The 15,677-nt window shown below is 60.9% G+C and carries 12 protein-coding genes and 1 pseudogene; 7 read left to right on the top strand and 6 right to left on the bottom strand.

Translation table 11 applies throughout. From position 1 onward, the window contains the following. Positions 1-33: 33 nt before the first annotated feature. Positions 34-933: a hydrogen peroxide-inducible genes activator gene (locus BN5935_RS08670; protein ID WP_064975757.1), complete on the bottom strand. Its 900-nt coding sequence runs from the start codon at positions 931-933 to the stop codon at positions 34-36. Between the two features lie 207 nt (positions 934-1,140). Between BN5935_RS08670 and trpS the strand changes: the two genes are divergently transcribed. The 3 genes from trpS to BN5935_RS08655 are packed head-to-tail and all read left to right on the top strand — an operon-like array spanning position 1,141 to position 4,392. Beyond that, entirely contained in the window at positions 1,141-2,265 is a 1,125-nt protein-coding gene (gene trpS, locus BN5935_RS08665) for a tryptophan--tRNA ligase (RefSeq protein WP_064975756.1), read from the top strand. 4 nt (positions 2,266-2,269) lie between these two features. Further along, the gene (locus BN5935_RS08660) at positions 2,270-4,051 is read left to right on the top strand and encodes a chloride channel protein (protein WP_064975755.1); all 1,782 of its coding nucleotides are present in this window, start codon (positions 2,270-2,272) and stop codon (positions 4,049-4,051) included. 2 nt (positions 4,052-4,053) lie between these two features. Next, positions 4,054-4,392 (top strand): PAS domain-containing protein, encoded by a 339-nt coding sequence (locus BN5935_RS08655; RefSeq protein ID WP_064975754.1) that lies wholly within the window; start codon positions 4,054-4,056, stop codon positions 4,390-4,392. Positions 4,393-4,424: 32 nt separating this feature from the next. On the opposite strand, the gene BN5935_RS08650 is transcribed toward BN5935_RS08655, so the two are convergent. The 5 genes from BN5935_RS08650 to lon form a co-directional block, all read right to left on the bottom strand. Next, entirely contained in the window at positions 4,425-4,709 is a 285-nt protein-coding gene (locus BN5935_RS08650) for a YciI family protein (RefSeq protein ID WP_064975753.1), read from the bottom strand. 7 nt (positions 4,710-4,716) lie between these two features. Next, positions 4,717-5,682: a KpsF/GutQ family sugar-phosphate isomerase gene (locus BN5935_RS08645; RefSeq protein ID WP_064975752.1), complete on the bottom strand. Its 966-nt coding sequence runs from the start codon at positions 5,680-5,682 to the stop codon at positions 4,717-4,719. Then, positions 5,683-6,435, bottom strand: coding sequence for a 3-deoxy-8-phosphooctulonate synthase (gene kdsA, locus BN5935_RS08640; RefSeq protein ID WP_064975751.1), 753 nt, complete (start codon positions 6,433-6,435; stop codon positions 5,683-5,685). A gap of 1 nt (position 6,436) precedes the next feature. Further along, entirely contained in the window at positions 6,437-7,183 is a 747-nt protein-coding gene (kdsB, locus tag BN5935_RS08635; RefSeq protein ID WP_064975750.1) for a 3-deoxy-manno-octulosonate cytidylyltransferase, read from the bottom strand. A gap of 158 nt (positions 7,184-7,341) precedes the next feature. Continuing rightward, entirely contained in the window at positions 7,342-9,771 is a 2,430-nt protein-coding gene (lon, locus tag BN5935_RS08630; protein ID WP_064976895.1) for an endopeptidase La, read from the bottom strand. Positions 9,772-9,884: 113 nt separating this feature from the next. Here lon and BN5935_RS08625 point away from each other — a divergent pair, with 113 nt between their 5' ends. From BN5935_RS08625 to BN5935_RS08610, 4 genes and pseudogenes are all read left to right on the top strand, one after another. Further along, a complete protein-coding gene (locus BN5935_RS08625; RefSeq protein WP_064975749.1) occupies positions 9,885-12,512 on the top strand; it encodes a valine--tRNA ligase in 2,628 nt (875 codons plus the stop codon). 36 nt (positions 12,513-12,548) lie between these two features. After that, the gene (rnhA, locus tag BN5935_RS08620; RefSeq protein ID WP_064975748.1) at positions 12,549-13,013 is read left to right on the top strand and encodes a ribonuclease HI; all 465 of its coding nucleotides are present in this window, start codon (positions 12,549-12,551) and stop codon (positions 13,011-13,013) included. A 285-nt stretch (positions 13,014-13,298) separates the two neighbouring features. Beyond that, positions 13,299-15,128: an ABC transporter ATP-binding protein gene (locus BN5935_RS08615; RefSeq protein WP_064975747.1), complete on the top strand. Its 1,830-nt coding sequence runs from the start codon at positions 13,299-13,301 to the stop codon at positions 15,126-15,128. Position 15,129: 1 nt separating this feature from the next. Continuing rightward, positions 15,130-15,677 (top strand): annotated as a pseudogene (locus tag BN5935_RS08610) (sugar O-acetyltransferase).

Raw genomic sequence — 15,677 nt, 5'->3', positions numbered from 1 at the left:
ACTGCCGGGCGCGTTCTTTCAGGATTGCGGAGGCTATGCTTTCGCACCCGGGACATTGGCCAGAATGGTTTCGGTCAGGGCCCGGATGATCGAGTTCTTGACGTAGGTGCGGCGCACGGCGACGGCTATTTTACGCGACGTGGCCCCTTTGGAGAGGGTTTTCAGACGGTCGCGGCGATCTGCGGGGATGTATTCGAGAGCCATTTCAGGGACGATCGTCAGGCAGGCCGTGCAGTCGACGATACGCATCAGCGTGTCGAGCGACCCCGATTCGAACGAGTAGCGCGAGGGCATGTTGCGGCGCGCCTGACACAGCTCGATGATCTGGTCGCGCATACAGTTGCCGGGGCTCAGAATCACGAGGTCTTTCAGGTCGATGTCCTCGATGCGGATGTTCTGCCGTTCGTAGAGCGGGTTTTCAGGCGACACATAAGCGTAAAAGCGGTCGTTGAAGAGCTCCTGTTCGAGGATGCCCTCCCCGCAGGTGCCGCTGGCCACCAGCGCCGCGTCGATGCGGTCGCGCTTGAGCGCCTCGACAATGTCCGACGTAATCATCTCGGAAATCTCCAGCTCCACCTTCGGGTAGTCGCGCACGAAAGCGGGGATGAACTTGTGCAGCAAATAGGGCGCGATGGTCGGGATGACCCCCAGCCGCAGTTTGCCCGCCGTCTCCCCTTTCAGCTCCGCGACAGCCTCGCGGATGTAGTTGTAGGCCTTGATCGTCTCGCGCGCCTGCTCCAGCACCACCTCGCCCGCCTCGGTGGGGATGACGGGCTTTTTCGAACGGTCAAGCAGCACCACGCCCAACTCCTCCTCGAGCGACTTAACCTGCATGCTCAGGGAGGGTTGCGTCACAAAACAATGTTCGGCGGCCAGCGAGAAACTGCCGCAGTTGGCCACGGCCAACAGATACTCAAGTTGGATTATCGTCATAGCAGGCGTCTATTTGAGAAAGCGAAGATATAAAAAAAATCTATACCCGACAACTTTTTCGCATTGCCGCATAGTTTTTCGTATCTTCGGGGTCGTAACGACTCTTTTAGGAAGCCGGAAAGTTTTGCCGCACCGGATGCAATTCGGTTTTGGCGTCGTCAGTTCTTTTTCGTATCTTCGCCCGCGAAATGTACTTTCTCTAAAAATATGGCAAAAATCATCCTCACAGGCGACCGTCCCACGGGTCGTCTCCACTTGGGTCACTTCGTAGGTTCGCTGCGCCGCCGCGTCGAATTGCAGAACTCGGGGGAATTCGACAAGATATTCATCATGATCGCCGATGCACAGGCGCTCACCGACAACGCCGACAATCCGGAAAAGGTGCGCCAGAACATCATCGAGGTCGCGCTGGACTACCTTTCGGTAGGTCTCGACCCCGCGCAGTCGACGCTCTTCATCCAGTCGCAGGTCCCCGAACTGTGCGAGCTGGCGTTCTACTACATGAACCTCGTCACCGTGCAGCGTCTCCAGCGCAACCCGACCGTGAAGGCCGAGATCGCCCTGCGCGGATTCGCCGAGGGGGCTGCCGAGGGCGACACCACGCAGCGTCAGGGCATCCCCGTCGGGTTCTTCACCTACCCCATCTCGCAGGCGTCGGACATCACGGCCTTCAAGGCCACGACCGTACCCGTGGGTGAGGATCAGGAGCCGATGATCGAGCAGACGCGCGAGATCGTCCACAAGTTCAACTCGGTCTACGGCCAGACGCTCGTCGAACCCGAAATCCTGCTGCCCGACAACGCCGCCTGCATGCGCCTGCCGGGAACCGACGGCAAAGCCAAGATGTCCAAGTCGCTCAACAACTGCATCTACCTTTCGGACACGGCCGACGAGGTGAAAAAGAAGGTGATGGGCATGTACACCGACCCCGACCACCTGCGCGTGGAGGACCCGGGCAAAGTCGAGGGCAACACGGTCTTCACCTACCTCGACGCCTTCAGCCGCCCCGAACACTTTGCGAAATACCTGCCCGAATACGCTTCGCTCGATGAATTGAAAGCGCACTACCGCCGCGGCGGACTGGGCGACGTGAAGGTGAAACGGCTGCTGATCGCCATCCTCAACGAGATGCTCGACCCGATCCGCGAACGCCGCCACTACTACGAGGCCCGCATCGGCGAGGTGTACGACATCCTGCGCGAAGGCTCGGAGAAGGCCCGCGCCGCGGCTGCCGAGACCCTCGCAGAGGTCCGCGCCGCCATGAAAATCAACTATTTCGACGACAAGGAACTGATCGCCGGACAGTCCGAGCATTTCGCTCAGAACCAGTAGAACGATGTCCTTCCGCACCGACCGCATCTACCTCGAATTCCTCCGGCTGACCCGGAGGCTGTCGAACCAGCAGATCATGATGCTGCTGGCCGTGGTGGTCGGTGTGCTCGCCGGTCTGGGGACCTACCTCTTCGAAATCCTGCTCCACTTCATCAAACAGGGGCTCATCAGTTGGTTCCCGGTGGACAGCGCCCATTTTCTGCTGTTGATCTACCCCGCCGTCGGCATCATTCTGGCGACGCTGTTCGTCAAATACATCGTCCGCGACAACATCTCCGAAGGCGTGACGCGCGTGCTGTACGCCATGTCGAGCCGCAACTCGCGCATCGCCCGCCACAACTGCTGGACCTCGGTCGTGGGCGGCGCCACGACCATCGGATTCGGCGGATCGGTGGGCCCCGAGGCCCCGATCGTGCTGACGGGGGCCGCCATCGGCTCGAACGTCGGACGGCTGGCGCGTCTTAACTACAAACACACGACGCTGCTGCTGTGCTGCGGCGCGGGAGCCGCCCTCGCGGCGATCTTCAAGGCCCCGATCACGGGCGTGGTCTTCGTGCTGGAGATCCTGATGCTCGACATCACCGCCGGGTCGGTCATCCCGCTGCTGATCGCCTCGATCACCGCCACGACGATGGCCTTCATGCTGCGCGGCTTCGACCCGATTCTGGCCATTACGCTGGCTCCGGCCGATGCGTTCGAACTGTGGCAGATACCGCTCTTCATCCTGCTCGGCGTGCTGAGCGGACTGATGTCGTGGTATTTCACCTCGATGAACTCCCGCGTGGGGAATTTCTTCAAGGGCATCGACAAGCAGTACAAAAAGTGGCTGTGGGGCGGCGTGATCCTCGGCGTGCTGATCTTCATCTTCCCGCCGTTGTACGGCGAGGGTTACGAGGGTTTCACCTCGCTCATGCACGGCAACGCGCAGGAGCTGTTCAACAACTCGCTCTTCTACCGCTTCCGCGACATCGACTGGGTCATCATCCTCTTCGTCATCGCCACGATGTTCTTCAAGGTCATCGCCATGGCCTCGACCAATGCCGCGGGCGGCGTGGGCGGAACGTTCGCCCCGTCGCTGTTCGTCGGGGCCTTCACGGGCGCTTCGCTGGCGCTCATCTGCAACACGCTGTTCGGATGGGAGGTCTCGATCGTCTCGTTCACGCTCGTGGGCATGGCGGGCGTCATGTCGGGGGTGATGAAAGCCCCCCTGACGTCGATCTTCCTCATCGCCGAACTCTCGAACGGCTACGGGCTCTTCATCCCGCTGATGATTACGGCCTGCATCTCGTTCGCCGTGGGCTACTACCTCGACCCCGATTCGATCTACACCAAGCAACTGCGTCTGAACGGCGAACTGCTGACCCATGACAAGGACCAGTCGGTGTTCGTCTTCCTGAAACTCGAGGAGCTGATGGAGACCGATTTCCTGCGCATCCGGGAGAACATGACGCTGGGCGACATCGTGCACATCATCTCGACGGCGCGCCGCAACATCTTCCCCGTGATCGACAACTTCGGACGCCTGATCGGCGTGGTGCAGCTCGACGACCTGCGCGAAGACATGTTCAAGCACGAGCGCTACGGCCGGCCGATCTCGGACTACATGATCCCGCCCCCGGACAAGATCATCGAACACGAGTCGATCCTGAGCGTCATGGAGAAATTCGACGACAAGCACACATGGATGCTGCCCGTCGTGGACAAGCAGGGGCGTTACATCGGCTTCATCTCCAAGTCGCGCATACTGAACGCCTACCGCGAACAATTAGTAAAAATCCAGCAATAATAATGGAAAACACCTTCCCTTGGGCCGAGGAGACCGGCTGCGCCGTCACGGTGTGCGACACCGAGGGCACGATCCTCTACATGAACGAAAAGGCGCGGGCCACCTACGCCAAACACGGCGACCTGATCGGCCGGAACCTGTTCGGCTGCCACAGCGAACGTTCGTGCGGAATCATCCGCGAACTGCTTGCGACGGGCGGCACGAACGCCTATACGATCGAAAAGCAGGGCAAGCGCAAGATGATCTACCAGACGGCGTGGAAGGAGCACGGCGAGGTCCGCGGGCTGGTGGAGATATCGATGGAGATACCGCCCGAGATGCCGCACTACATCCGGAAATAAAAAAAGGAGGTTTTTCAAAGCCTCCTTTCGTCTTACAGAAACGCCTCGAATCCGGGCAGGTATTTCGTCGGCGAAAATTCGACGATCTCGTAGTCGGCGACGCCGTGGATGCGGAACGGATCGTCGCACGTCAGGGCCTCGACGGCCGCGCGGTCCGCAGCACGGCAGAGGATGATGCCTCCCGAGCGGGGATTCTGCGGCCCCGAGCAGAGGAACGCCCCGTCGGCATAGTGCCGGTCGAGGTATTCACGATGCGCCGCGAGGTGCCGCTCCACCTCGGCAAGCGGCTTCTTGTAGGTGAGTCGGACGATGAACATAAAGATGTTACAGTTTGATGTCGTAAATCTGAATCACTCCGGACAACTTCCCGGCAGCGTCCGTCACGAGCAGCGAAGTGACCTTGTTGCGGGTCATCATCTTCTCGGCTTCGATCAGCTTCTCATCCGGTGAGATGGTCTTGGGGTTGCGCGTGGCGATGTCGGCGGCCTTGATGTTGAAGAACTCCCCGCGCAGACGCTCCATCGCGCGGCGCACGTCGCCGTCGGTGACGATGCCCTCGATGCGGTCGCCGTCGCAGATCACGATCAGCCCCAGCCCGCCCTTCGAAATGGCGTGGATCATCTCCGCCGCCGGGCAGTCGGGTGCCACGACCGGCAGGTCGTGGTCGCGCATGACGTTGCCCACGGTCATCAGCAGGCGCCGCCCGAGGCTTCCGCCCGGGTGCAGGCGCGCGAAATCGACGCTCGTGAAACCCCGCATCTGCATCAGCGACACAGCCAGCGCATCGCCCATGGCGATCTGGGCCGTGGTCGACGAGGTGGGTGCGAGATGCAGGATGCAGGCCTCTTCGCGGACCCCGACATCCAGATGCACGTCGGAATTCTTGGCCAGCGCCGACTCGGGATTCCCGGTCATCGAAACGATCCTGTTGCCGTTGGAGTGGATGAAGGGGACGATTTTCAGAATCTCGTCCGTCTCGCCCGAATAGGAGAGCGCCACCACGATATCCTCCTTCGAGATCATGCCCAGATCGCCGTGGAAAGCCTCCCCGGGGTGGAGGAAAAAGCTCGGGGTGCCGGTCGAGGCGAGCGTCGCGGCGATCTTGCGCCCCACGAGGCCCGACTTGCCCATGCCCGTGATGATACACTTGCCGCGGCTTTCGAGGATCATCTCCACGGCCGTGGCGAACTCGTCGCCCAAAGTCTCTTCCAAATGCTTGAGCGTCAGCATCTCCGTATGGATCGCCTTGCGGGCCACCGCGAGAATCTGCGCCTTTGTTGTATCGGTCATTTACAGCAGGGATTTAATTAACGCTTCCAGATCATTGAGAGCCAACATGTTCGCGGCATCGCTCAGTCCCTTGTCGGGATCGGGGTGCACCTCGAAGAAGAAGCCGTTGGCTCCGAACGCCTTGGCCGCACGGGCCATGGCGGGCACGAACTCCCGGTTGCCGCCCGTCTTGCCGCCGGCCGCACCGGGACGCTGCACCGAGTGGGTGCAGTCCATGACGACCGTAGGGGCGATTTTCAGCATGTCGGGAATATTGCGGAAATCGACGACCAGATTGTTGTAGCCGAACGAGTTGCCGCGCTCGGTGAGCCAGATGTCGGAGGCTCCGGCCTCGCGGGCCTTTTCGTAGGGATATTGCATATCGGGACCCGACAGGAACTGGGCCTTCTTGATGTTCACCGTCCTGCCGGTCTTCGCCGCGGCGACCACCAGATCGGTCTGGCGGCAGAGGAAAGCCGGAATCTGAATCACGTCGACCACCTCGCCCACGGGCGCGGCCTGCGCCGGTTCGTGAATGTCCGTGAGGAGCTTCAGCCCCCATTTCGTCCGCACGTCGGCAAGCATCTGCAAACCTTTTTCGAGCCCCGGGCCGCGGAACGACGCAATCGACGTGCGGTTGGCCTTGTCGAACGACGCCTTGAAGATGATGTCGGTGCCGAGCGCCCGGTTGATAGCCACCAGCCGTTCGGCCACCGTGTCCAGCAGTTCGGCCGATTCGATCACACACGGACCTGCGATAAATTTCATTGCCATACTATTTAATTAAAAAGGCTTCCGCTTTCTCCAGATCCTCGGGGGTGTCGATACCGATGGTCTCGACCTCCGAAATGCCCACACCTATTTTGTAGCCGTTCTCCAGCCAGCGCAATTGTTCCAGCGACTCGGCCTTTTCGAGCGTCGACTGCGGCAGGGCCGTCACCGCCCGCAGCACGTCGGCGCGGAAGGCGTAAAGCCCGATATGCTTGTAGAACGTATGCCGCGCAAGCCACTCCGCACGCTCCACGCCCCGCAGGTAAGGGATCACCGAACGGGAAAAATAGATGGCCCGCGACTGTGCGTCGAGGACCACCTTGGGGGAGTTGGGATTTTCGAGGGCGGCCAGTCCGTCGGCCTCCGTAAAGGGTTTCACGAGCGTGGCGATGTCGGTCGCCGGGTCGTCGAAGCACCGTTTCACGGCCTCCAGTTGCGAGGGTTGGATAAAGGGTTCGTCGCCCTGCACGTTCACCACCACGTCGTACTCCTTACCCTGCTTGCAATAGGCTTCCCAGCAGCGGTCGGTGCCGCTCCGGTGCTCCGGGGAGGTCATTTCGACCCGCCCCCCGAAGGCCCGCACGGCGTCGTAGATACGCTCGTCGTCGGTAGCCACCACGGCATCGTCCAACACCCCGGCCACCTGCTCGTAAACCCGCTCTATGACGGGTTTTCCGCCCAGCATGGCCAGCGGCTTCCCGGGGAAACGGGTGGACGCATAACGCGCCGGAATTATCGCGATAAATTTCATAGTGTAAAAATACCTTTTTTTCGCACAAAAACAAACGGAACTCCTTTATTGTCAGAAGCCGCCGATTGTGGGGCATCGTGAAATCCGGAGCGGACGGGACATACAAGCCGTATTTCCCGTTCGCCACGGATAAGGGATGTGCCGCAAGGGGCGGTTTATCACAATAAAGCTAACGCCAATACATCACTGTTCGTACGAACATAGTGGAACGTCAGCCCGGCGATGTAGTCCTCCTTGATCTCGGCGATGTCCTTGCGGTTCTCCTCCGAGAGGATCAGCTCGGTGATGCCGGCGCGCTTGGCGGCCAGTATTTTCTCCTTCACGCCGCCCACGGGCATCACCCGTCCGCGGAGGGTCGTCTCGCCCGTCATGGCGATGCGCTCCTTGACCTTGCGGCCCGTATAGGTCGAGACGATCGAGGTGACCATCGTGATACCGGCCGACGGGCCGTCCTTCGGAATGGCGCCCTCCGGAACGTGGATGTTGATATCGTTCTTCTCGAACATCTCCGGGTCGATGCCCAGCTCCTTGTGGTGGGCCATCACCCACTCGTGGGCGATCGTGGCCGACTCCTTCATCACATCGCCCAGATTACCCGTAAGGCTCACCTTGCCCTTGCCGGGCGTCAGCACCGACTCGATGTAGAGGATGTCGCCGCCGACCTCGGTCCATGCCAGACCCGTCACGACGCCCGTCATGCCGCCCACCTCGTACTCTTCGCGCAGGAACTTGGGCATGCCGAGGATCTTCTCGACCTCCTTGGCCGAAACTTCGGGTGCAAAAGCCTCGTCGAAAGCGATCTGCTTGGCGCGGGCACGGGCGATCTTCGCCAGCAGCTTGTCCAGCGAGCGGACGCCCGATTCGCGCGTATAACCCGAGATGATCTGCTCGACGACCTCCGCCGAGAGCGTCATCTCCTGCTCCTTGATGCCGTGGGCCTCGCGCTGCTTGGGCAGCAGATGGTCCAGCGCGATGCGCACCTTCTCCTCCACGAGGTAGCCGGGGATGTTGATCATCTCCATGCGGTCGCGCAGCGCCGGGGCGATGTTGGCGATGTTGTTGGCCGTGGCGATGAACAGCACTTTCGACAGGTCGTACTCCATGTCGATGTAGTTGTCGTGGAACGTGGTGTTCTGCTCCGGGTCGAGGACCTCCAGCAGGGCGCTCGACGGGTCGCCGTGGTTCGAAACCGTCACCTTGTCCACCTCGTCGAGGATGATGACGGGGTTGGACGATCCGCACCGCTTGATGGTCTGGATGATCCGGCCCGGCATGGCGCCGATGTAGGTGCGGCGGTGTCCGCGGATCTCCGACTCGTCGTGCAGTCCGCCCAGCGAGATGCGGCCGAACTTGCGGCCGAGCGCCGCGGCGACCGACTTACCCAGCGAGGTCTTGCCCACGCCCGGAGGGCCGTAGAGGCAGAGGATCGGCGACTTGAGGTCGCCCTTGAGTTTGATGACGGCCAGATGTTCCAGAATGCGCTCCTTCACCTCGTCCAGCCCGAAATGGTCGCGGTCGAGCTGTTCGCGGGCGCAGGTCAGGTCGAGATTGTCCTTCGTCGTGTCGTTCCACGGCAGTTCCAGCAACAGTTGCAGGTAGGTCATCTGCACCGAGTACTCGGCCACGGCGGGATTCAGCCGCTCGACCTTCTGCAACTCCTTCTCGAACGTTTCGCCGACCTCCTTGGGCCAGTTCTTCTTCTTGGCCGCCTCGCGCATCTTCTCGATGTCGGCATCGGCACCGTCGCCCAGCTCGTCCTGAATGGTGCGCATCTGCTGCTGCAGGTAGTAGTCCCTCTGCTGTTTGTCGATCTCCTGCTTGACACGCTCCTGAATCTGGCTTTTCAGCTCGGCCAACTGCTGCTCGCGGATGAGTATTTCGAGCAGCTTGCGGGCGCGGGCCAGCAGGCCGGGGGCCTCCAGCAGCGACTGGCGATCTTCGTCCGTGAGCTCCATATTGGAGCAGATGAAGTTGATGATGCCGCGCTTCGAGTCGATGTTCTTGATGGCGAAGGCCGCCTCCTTGGGCATCGACGGCGAGACGTTGATGATGTTCAGCGCCACGTCGCGGATCGAGTCCACGAGGGCCTCGAACTCGATGCTCTTCAGGTCGGGGGTCGAGTCGCGCAGGGCCGTCACCCGGGCCTTGAAATAGGGCTCGGTGGTAATGTATTCCGTGATCTCGACCTTTTCCAGACCGTTCAGGATCACCGTCAGGTTGCCGTTGGGCATCTCCAGAATCTTGATGATGCGCGCCGCGGTGCCGACCTTGTACATGTCGTCCGGCGCGGGGTCCTCGACGTCGCTTTCGCGCTGAAGCACGGCACCCAGAATGCCGCCCTCGGCATTCACCGCGCGGACGAGGTTGATGCTCTTGTCGCGGCCTACCGTGATGGGGGTTATCGCCCCCGGGAAAAGCACCGAGGAGCGCAGCGTAAGAATGGGTATGATCTCCGGAACCTCGACCTCCTCCACGGGTTCGTCACCGCCTGTCACGATGGGAATCACATGGTGTTTGCCGTCGAGCAGTTCGGGGAGAAGGTTCACGTCGTCTACTTCGAAGGTTTCTATCTTATCTTTTTTGCTCATAGTATACAAATATATAATGTTGCAAAGGTAACGTTTTTTCATGGATTTTATTTTATCTTTGACAGAATGTTAATAACTTTGCATCCCTGAAAACAAAGTAAAACCTACGCGCTATGCAAATCGCCGACAAATACGCACCGCAGCAGATCGAATCCAAGTGGTACGACTACTGGATCGACCGGGGGATTTTCCACTCGGAACCCGACCAGCGGGAACCCTACACGATCGTCATTCCGCCCCCCAACGTGACGGGCATGCTCCACATGGGGCACATGCTCAACAACACGCTGCAGGACGTACTCGTCCGCCGTGCGCGGATGTCCGGGAAGAACGCCTGCTGGGTGCCGGGCATGGACCACGCGTCGATCGCCACGGAGGCCAAGGTGGTGGCGATGCTCCACGAGCAGGGCATCGAAAAGGCGTCGCTCACGCGCGAGGAATTCCTCCGCTACGCTTGGGAATGGAAGGAGAAATACGGCGGCGTGATCCTCAAGCAGTTGCGCAAGCTGGGCGCCTCGTGCGACTGGGACCGCACCTGCTTCACGATGGACGAGGCCCGCACGGAGAGCGTTCTGCGCGTCTTCTGCGACCTCTACGAGAAAGGCAAGATCTACCGCGGCGTGCGGATGGTCAACTGGGACCCCGCGGCGCAGACGGCCCTGTCGGACGAGGAGGTCGTCTTCAAGGAGTCACACGGCAAGCTCTACTACCTGCGCTACAAGGTCGAGGGCACCGACAAGGCGATCATCGTCGCCACGACGCGCCCCGAAACCATACTGGGCGACACGGCGCTGTGCGTCAACCCCAACGACCCGCGCTATGAGTGGCTGGCCGCGGACGCCCGCGTGATCGTGCCGCTGGTGGGCCGTTCGATCCCCGTGATCCGCGACGAGTATGTCGACATCGAGTTCGGAACGGGCGCCCTGAAGGTGACTCCGGCGCACGACGTGAACGACTACATGCTGGGCGAGAAATACGGACTGGAGACCATCGACATCTTCAACGACGACGGCACGGTGAACGACAAGGTGGGTCTCTATGTGGGTCAGGAGCGTTTCGACGTGCGCCGGCAGATCGAGAAGGACCTCGCGGCGGCAGGCCTGCTGGAAAAGACCGAGGACTACACCAACAACGTGGGTTACTCGGAGCGCACGGGCGTAGCCATCGAGCCCAAGCTCTCGATGCAGTGGTTCCTCTCGATGCAGGAGCTGGCCGAGCCCGCGACGAAAGCCGTGATGGAGGACGCGATCCGCTTCGTGCCCGAGAAATACAAGAACACCTACCGCCATTGGATGGAGAACATCAAGGACTGGTGCATCTCGCGCCAGTTGTGGTGGGGCCAGCGCATCCCGGCCTACTACCTCCCCAAAGGCGGCTTCGTGGTGGCCCTGACGGCCGAGGAGGCGTTGGAGAAAGCCCGCGCGAAGACGGGCGACGCGACGTTGCAGATGGCCGACCTGCGGCAGGACGAGGACGTGCTGGACACATGGTTCTCGTCGTGGCTGTGGCCGATTTCGGTCTTCGACGGCATCCGCTTCCCGGACAACAAGGAGATCAACTATTACTACCCCACCAACGACTTGGTGACGGCTCCCGACATCATCTTTTTCTGGGTGGCCCGCATGATTATAACCGGGTACGAATACCGCCACGAAAAGCCCTTCGGCAACGTCTACTTCACGGGCATCGTGCGCGACAAGATCGGCCGCAAGATGTCGAAGCAGTTGGGCAATTCGCCCGATCCGCTGGACCTGATCGCCCAGTACGGCGCCGACGGCGTGCGCATGGCCATGCTCATTTCGTCATCGGCCGGCAACGACGTGATGTTCGACGAGGCGCTGTGCGAGCAGGGCCGCAACTTCGGCAACAAGATATGGAACGCCTACCGCCTCGTCAACGGCTGGCAGGTGGACACCGCGGCGGTGCAGGGAGAGAACAACCGGCTGGCCGTGGCGTGGTTCGGGCAGGCTTTGGGCCGTTCGCTGCGCCAGATCACCGAAGATTTCAAGTCGTACCGCATTTCGGAGGCGTTCAAGGAGGCTTACCGCCTGTTCTGGGACGATTTCAGCGGTCTTTACCTCGAAATGGTGAAACCCGCCTACGGGCAGCCGATCGACGCCCCGACGATGGAGGCGACGAAAGGCTGGTTCGACGCCCTGATGCGCCTGCTGCATCCCTTCATGCCGTTCGTCACGGAAGAGATCTGGCAGGACCTCGCGCCCCGCGCCGAGGGCGACTCGATCTGCGTGGCGCAGAAACCCGAGCCCGTGGCCGAGGACGCCGCGATGCTGGCGCGTTTCGAACTGGCGAAGGAGATTATCACCTCGGTGCGCAACATCCGCAACCAGAAGAATCTGCCGCAGAAAGAGGCGCTGACGCTCCGGGTCATCGCCGACGAGAACTACCCTGCGGAGTTCGCCCCCATACTGGTCAAGATGGCCAACCTCGCGGCGATCGAGACCGTGACGGAGAAGGACCCGGCGGCCGCGGCGTTCATCGTCAAGACGACACAGTATTTCGTGCCGATGGCGGGCAAGATCGACGCCGAAGCCGAGCGCAAAAAACTCGCGGACGACCTGACCTACTACGAGGGATTCCTCGCCTCGGTGATGAAGAAGCTTTCGAACGAACGCTTCGTCTCCTCGGCGCCCGAGAAGGTCGTGGCCAACGAGCGTGCCAAGCAGGCCGACACCGAAGCCAAGATCGCGGCTCTCAAAGAGCAGTTGGCGGCGCTCGGTTAAATCGGGAAACACGAACAAACCTATCTCACGACGGATTTGGCGGCAATTACGATTTACACCGACGGCTCGGCCCTCGGAAACCCCGGCCCGGGCGGTTACGGCGCGGTACTCCTCTCGGGACAGCACCGCAAGGAGCTGTCACAGGGCTTCCGCCTCACGACCAACAACCGCATGGAGCTGATGGGGGTGTGCGTGGCGCTCGAAACGCTCAAGTTCGAGGGTTCGGACGTGGTGATCTACTCCGACTCGAAATACGTCGTCGACGCCGTCACCAAAGGCTGGGTCTTCGGCTGGGTGCGCAAGGGGTTCGCCGGCAAGAAGAACCCCGACCTGTGGATGCGCTTCCTCAGCGTGTACAACCGTCACAACGTCCGTTTCGTCTGGGTCAAGGGACACGCCGACACGGTGGAGAACAACCGATGCGACGTGTTGGCCGTCGCGGCGGCCAACGACCGGGCGCATTGGCTGGAAGATACGGGCTATGAACCTGCGGAGCGGTAAACGGAAACGTCGCCGCTCCGTTTTTTTTGGTCTGCAGGACGCGAACTTTCGCCGAAATTTCACACAGGTTTCGCTTTTCGGGTTATTATTTCTACCTTTGACTGCGTCTTGGATACTCCGCCCCGGCAATTGCAAATAAATTTGCATTGCACTCGGCTTATTCGTATCTTTGGCGCTGCCTTAGATACTCCGCCTCGGAAAAAATGCAAGCGAGTTTGCTTTTTTCTCTCGGCTTATTCGTATCTTTGTTTCGATTATTGCGTAACCACCAAACATACGCCCCGAATGTTCAAAACATACATGCGGCTGTTGGGCTTCGCCCGGCCGATCAAGAAATACGCGGTTCCCTACTTCTTCTACTCCCTGTTCTACGCGCTGTTCAACTCGCTGACGTTCATGCTGATCATCCCGATCCTGAACACCATGTTCGACGCGAACTACTCGTTCGAGTATGTCGAGAAACTGCCGCCCGTGGAGTTCAATCAGGACTATCTGGCCACGCTTTTCAACTTCACCTATTCGCATATTTTCCAAGAATACTCCACGCAGAACGTCCTGATGCTGCTGGCCGTGGTGGCCGTCTGCATCAGCCTGCTGAGCAACCTGTTCCGCTATCTGGGCGCTTGGACCATGGAGAACATGCGCACAAGGACCCTGCAACGCATGCGCAACGAGATGTTCTCGCGCGTGATGGACATGAACGTGGGCTACTTTTCGGACCAGCGCAAGGGCGACATCATTTCGAAGATCACCTCCGACGTGGGCGTGGTGCAGTTCTGCATCACCAACACCCTACAGGTGTCGTTCCGCGAACCGTTCCTCATCGTCGGTTACATCGTGATGATGGTGGCCATCTCGTGGGAGCTCGCCGTCTTCTCGGTGCTGTTCCTTCCGGTGGTGGCGCTGCTCATCGGCAGCATCGTCAAGAAACTCCGCCACCCGGCCCGCACCAACCAGCAGCGCATGGGCGAGATGGTCGCCACGCTCGACGAATCGCTCGCAGGCATCAAGGTCATCAAGAGCTACAACGCCGTCGAATACATTAAACAAAAATACTACGCCATCAGCGCCGACCTCGCACGGCTGACCCTCTCGATGGCCCGCCGCCAGCAGTTGGCCTCGCCGATGAGCGAATTCCTCGGCATCACGGCCGTGGGCGTAATCCTCGTCTTCGGCGGTTCGCTCGTCGCCAAGGGGACGCTCGATCCCGGCGGATTCATCGCTTTCGTGGCTATTTTTTCGCAGATCACGCGCCCCGTGCGCACCTTTATCGACCAGTTCGCCAACATCAACCAAGGCATTGCGGCCGGCGAGCGTATCTTCTCGATCATCGACACGAAACCCGAAATCGAGGACAGCCCCGACGCCAAGGAACTGACGGGGCTGAAGGAGAAGATCGAGTTCCGCGACGTGCACTTCTCCTACGACGGTTCGCGCGAGGTGATCGACGGCGTTTCATTCGAGATACTCCGCGGGCAGACCGTGGCGCTGGTAGGCCCCTCGGGCGGCGGCAAGTCGACCCTGAGCGAACTGCTGCCCCGCTTCTACGACCCCACGTCGGGCGAAATCCTGATCGACGGCGTTTCGCTGCGCGACTACACGCAGGAGAGCGTGCGCGGGCACATGAGCGTCGTGGCGCAGGACACCGTGCTTTTCAACGACACCATCGAGGGCAATATCGCCATGGGCAAGCGCGGCGCCACGCACGAAGAGGTGGTCGAAGCGGCTAAGGTCGCCAACGCCGACTGCTTCATCCGCGAGAGCCCCGAGGGTTACGAAACGAACATCGGCGACCGGGGCGTGAAGCTCTCCGGCGGACAGCGCCAGCGGCTTTCGATCGCCCGCGCGGTGCTGAAAAACCCCGACATCCTGATCCTCGACGAGGCCACCTCGGCGCTCGACACCGAGAGCGAGAAACTCGTGCAGGAGGCCCTCAACAACCTGCTCAAAGGCCGTACGTCGGTGGTCATCGCCCACCGCCTCTCGACCATCCACAATGCCGACCAGATCATCGTCGTGGACCACGGCCGCATCGCCGAACGGGGCACGCACGCCGAATTGATGGAGCGCAACGGCATCTACGCCAAACTCATCGAAATGCAGTCCTTCGACTAATATGACCGAACGGGAAAAGATGCTCAGCGGGGAGTGGTTCACGCCGCAGGACCCCGAGCTCACGGCCCTCCGCGACCGGGCCACCCGTCTCATGCACCGGCTCAACGCCGAATTGTGCGGCCATGACGAGGCCTACCGCGCCACGCTGCGCGAACTGTGCCCCGACTGCGAGGGATTCATCCGCGAACCGTTCTACTGCGACTACGGCGTCAACATCTCGATCGGCGAAGGCTCGTTCGTCAATTTCGACTGCGTGTTCCTCGACCTTGCGCCGATCCGCATCGGCCGCCACTCGCTCATAGGTCCCAAAGTGCAGTTGCTCACCGCCATTCACCCGATGGAGGCCCCCGAACGCCGGACGGGGCTCGAGGCCGGGCGCCCGATCACCGTCGGCGACGACTGCTGGATCGGCGGCGGGGCGACTGCCCGGGCGTCACGATCGGCGACCGTGCGGTCGTCGGCGCCGGAGCCGTCGTGACGCGCGACGTCCCGGCCGACTCGGTCGCCGCAGGGAATCCCGCCCGCTTCATTCGTAAACTTACGGAATAA

This window comes from Alistipes provencensis (assembly GCF_900083545.1).
GTDB classification, from domain to species: domain Bacteria; phylum Bacteroidota; class Bacteroidia; order Bacteroidales; family Rikenellaceae; genus Alistipes; species Alistipes provencensis.
Note: the sequence above shows the minus strand (reverse complement) of the source record. Positions and strands in the feature narration are given on the sequence as shown.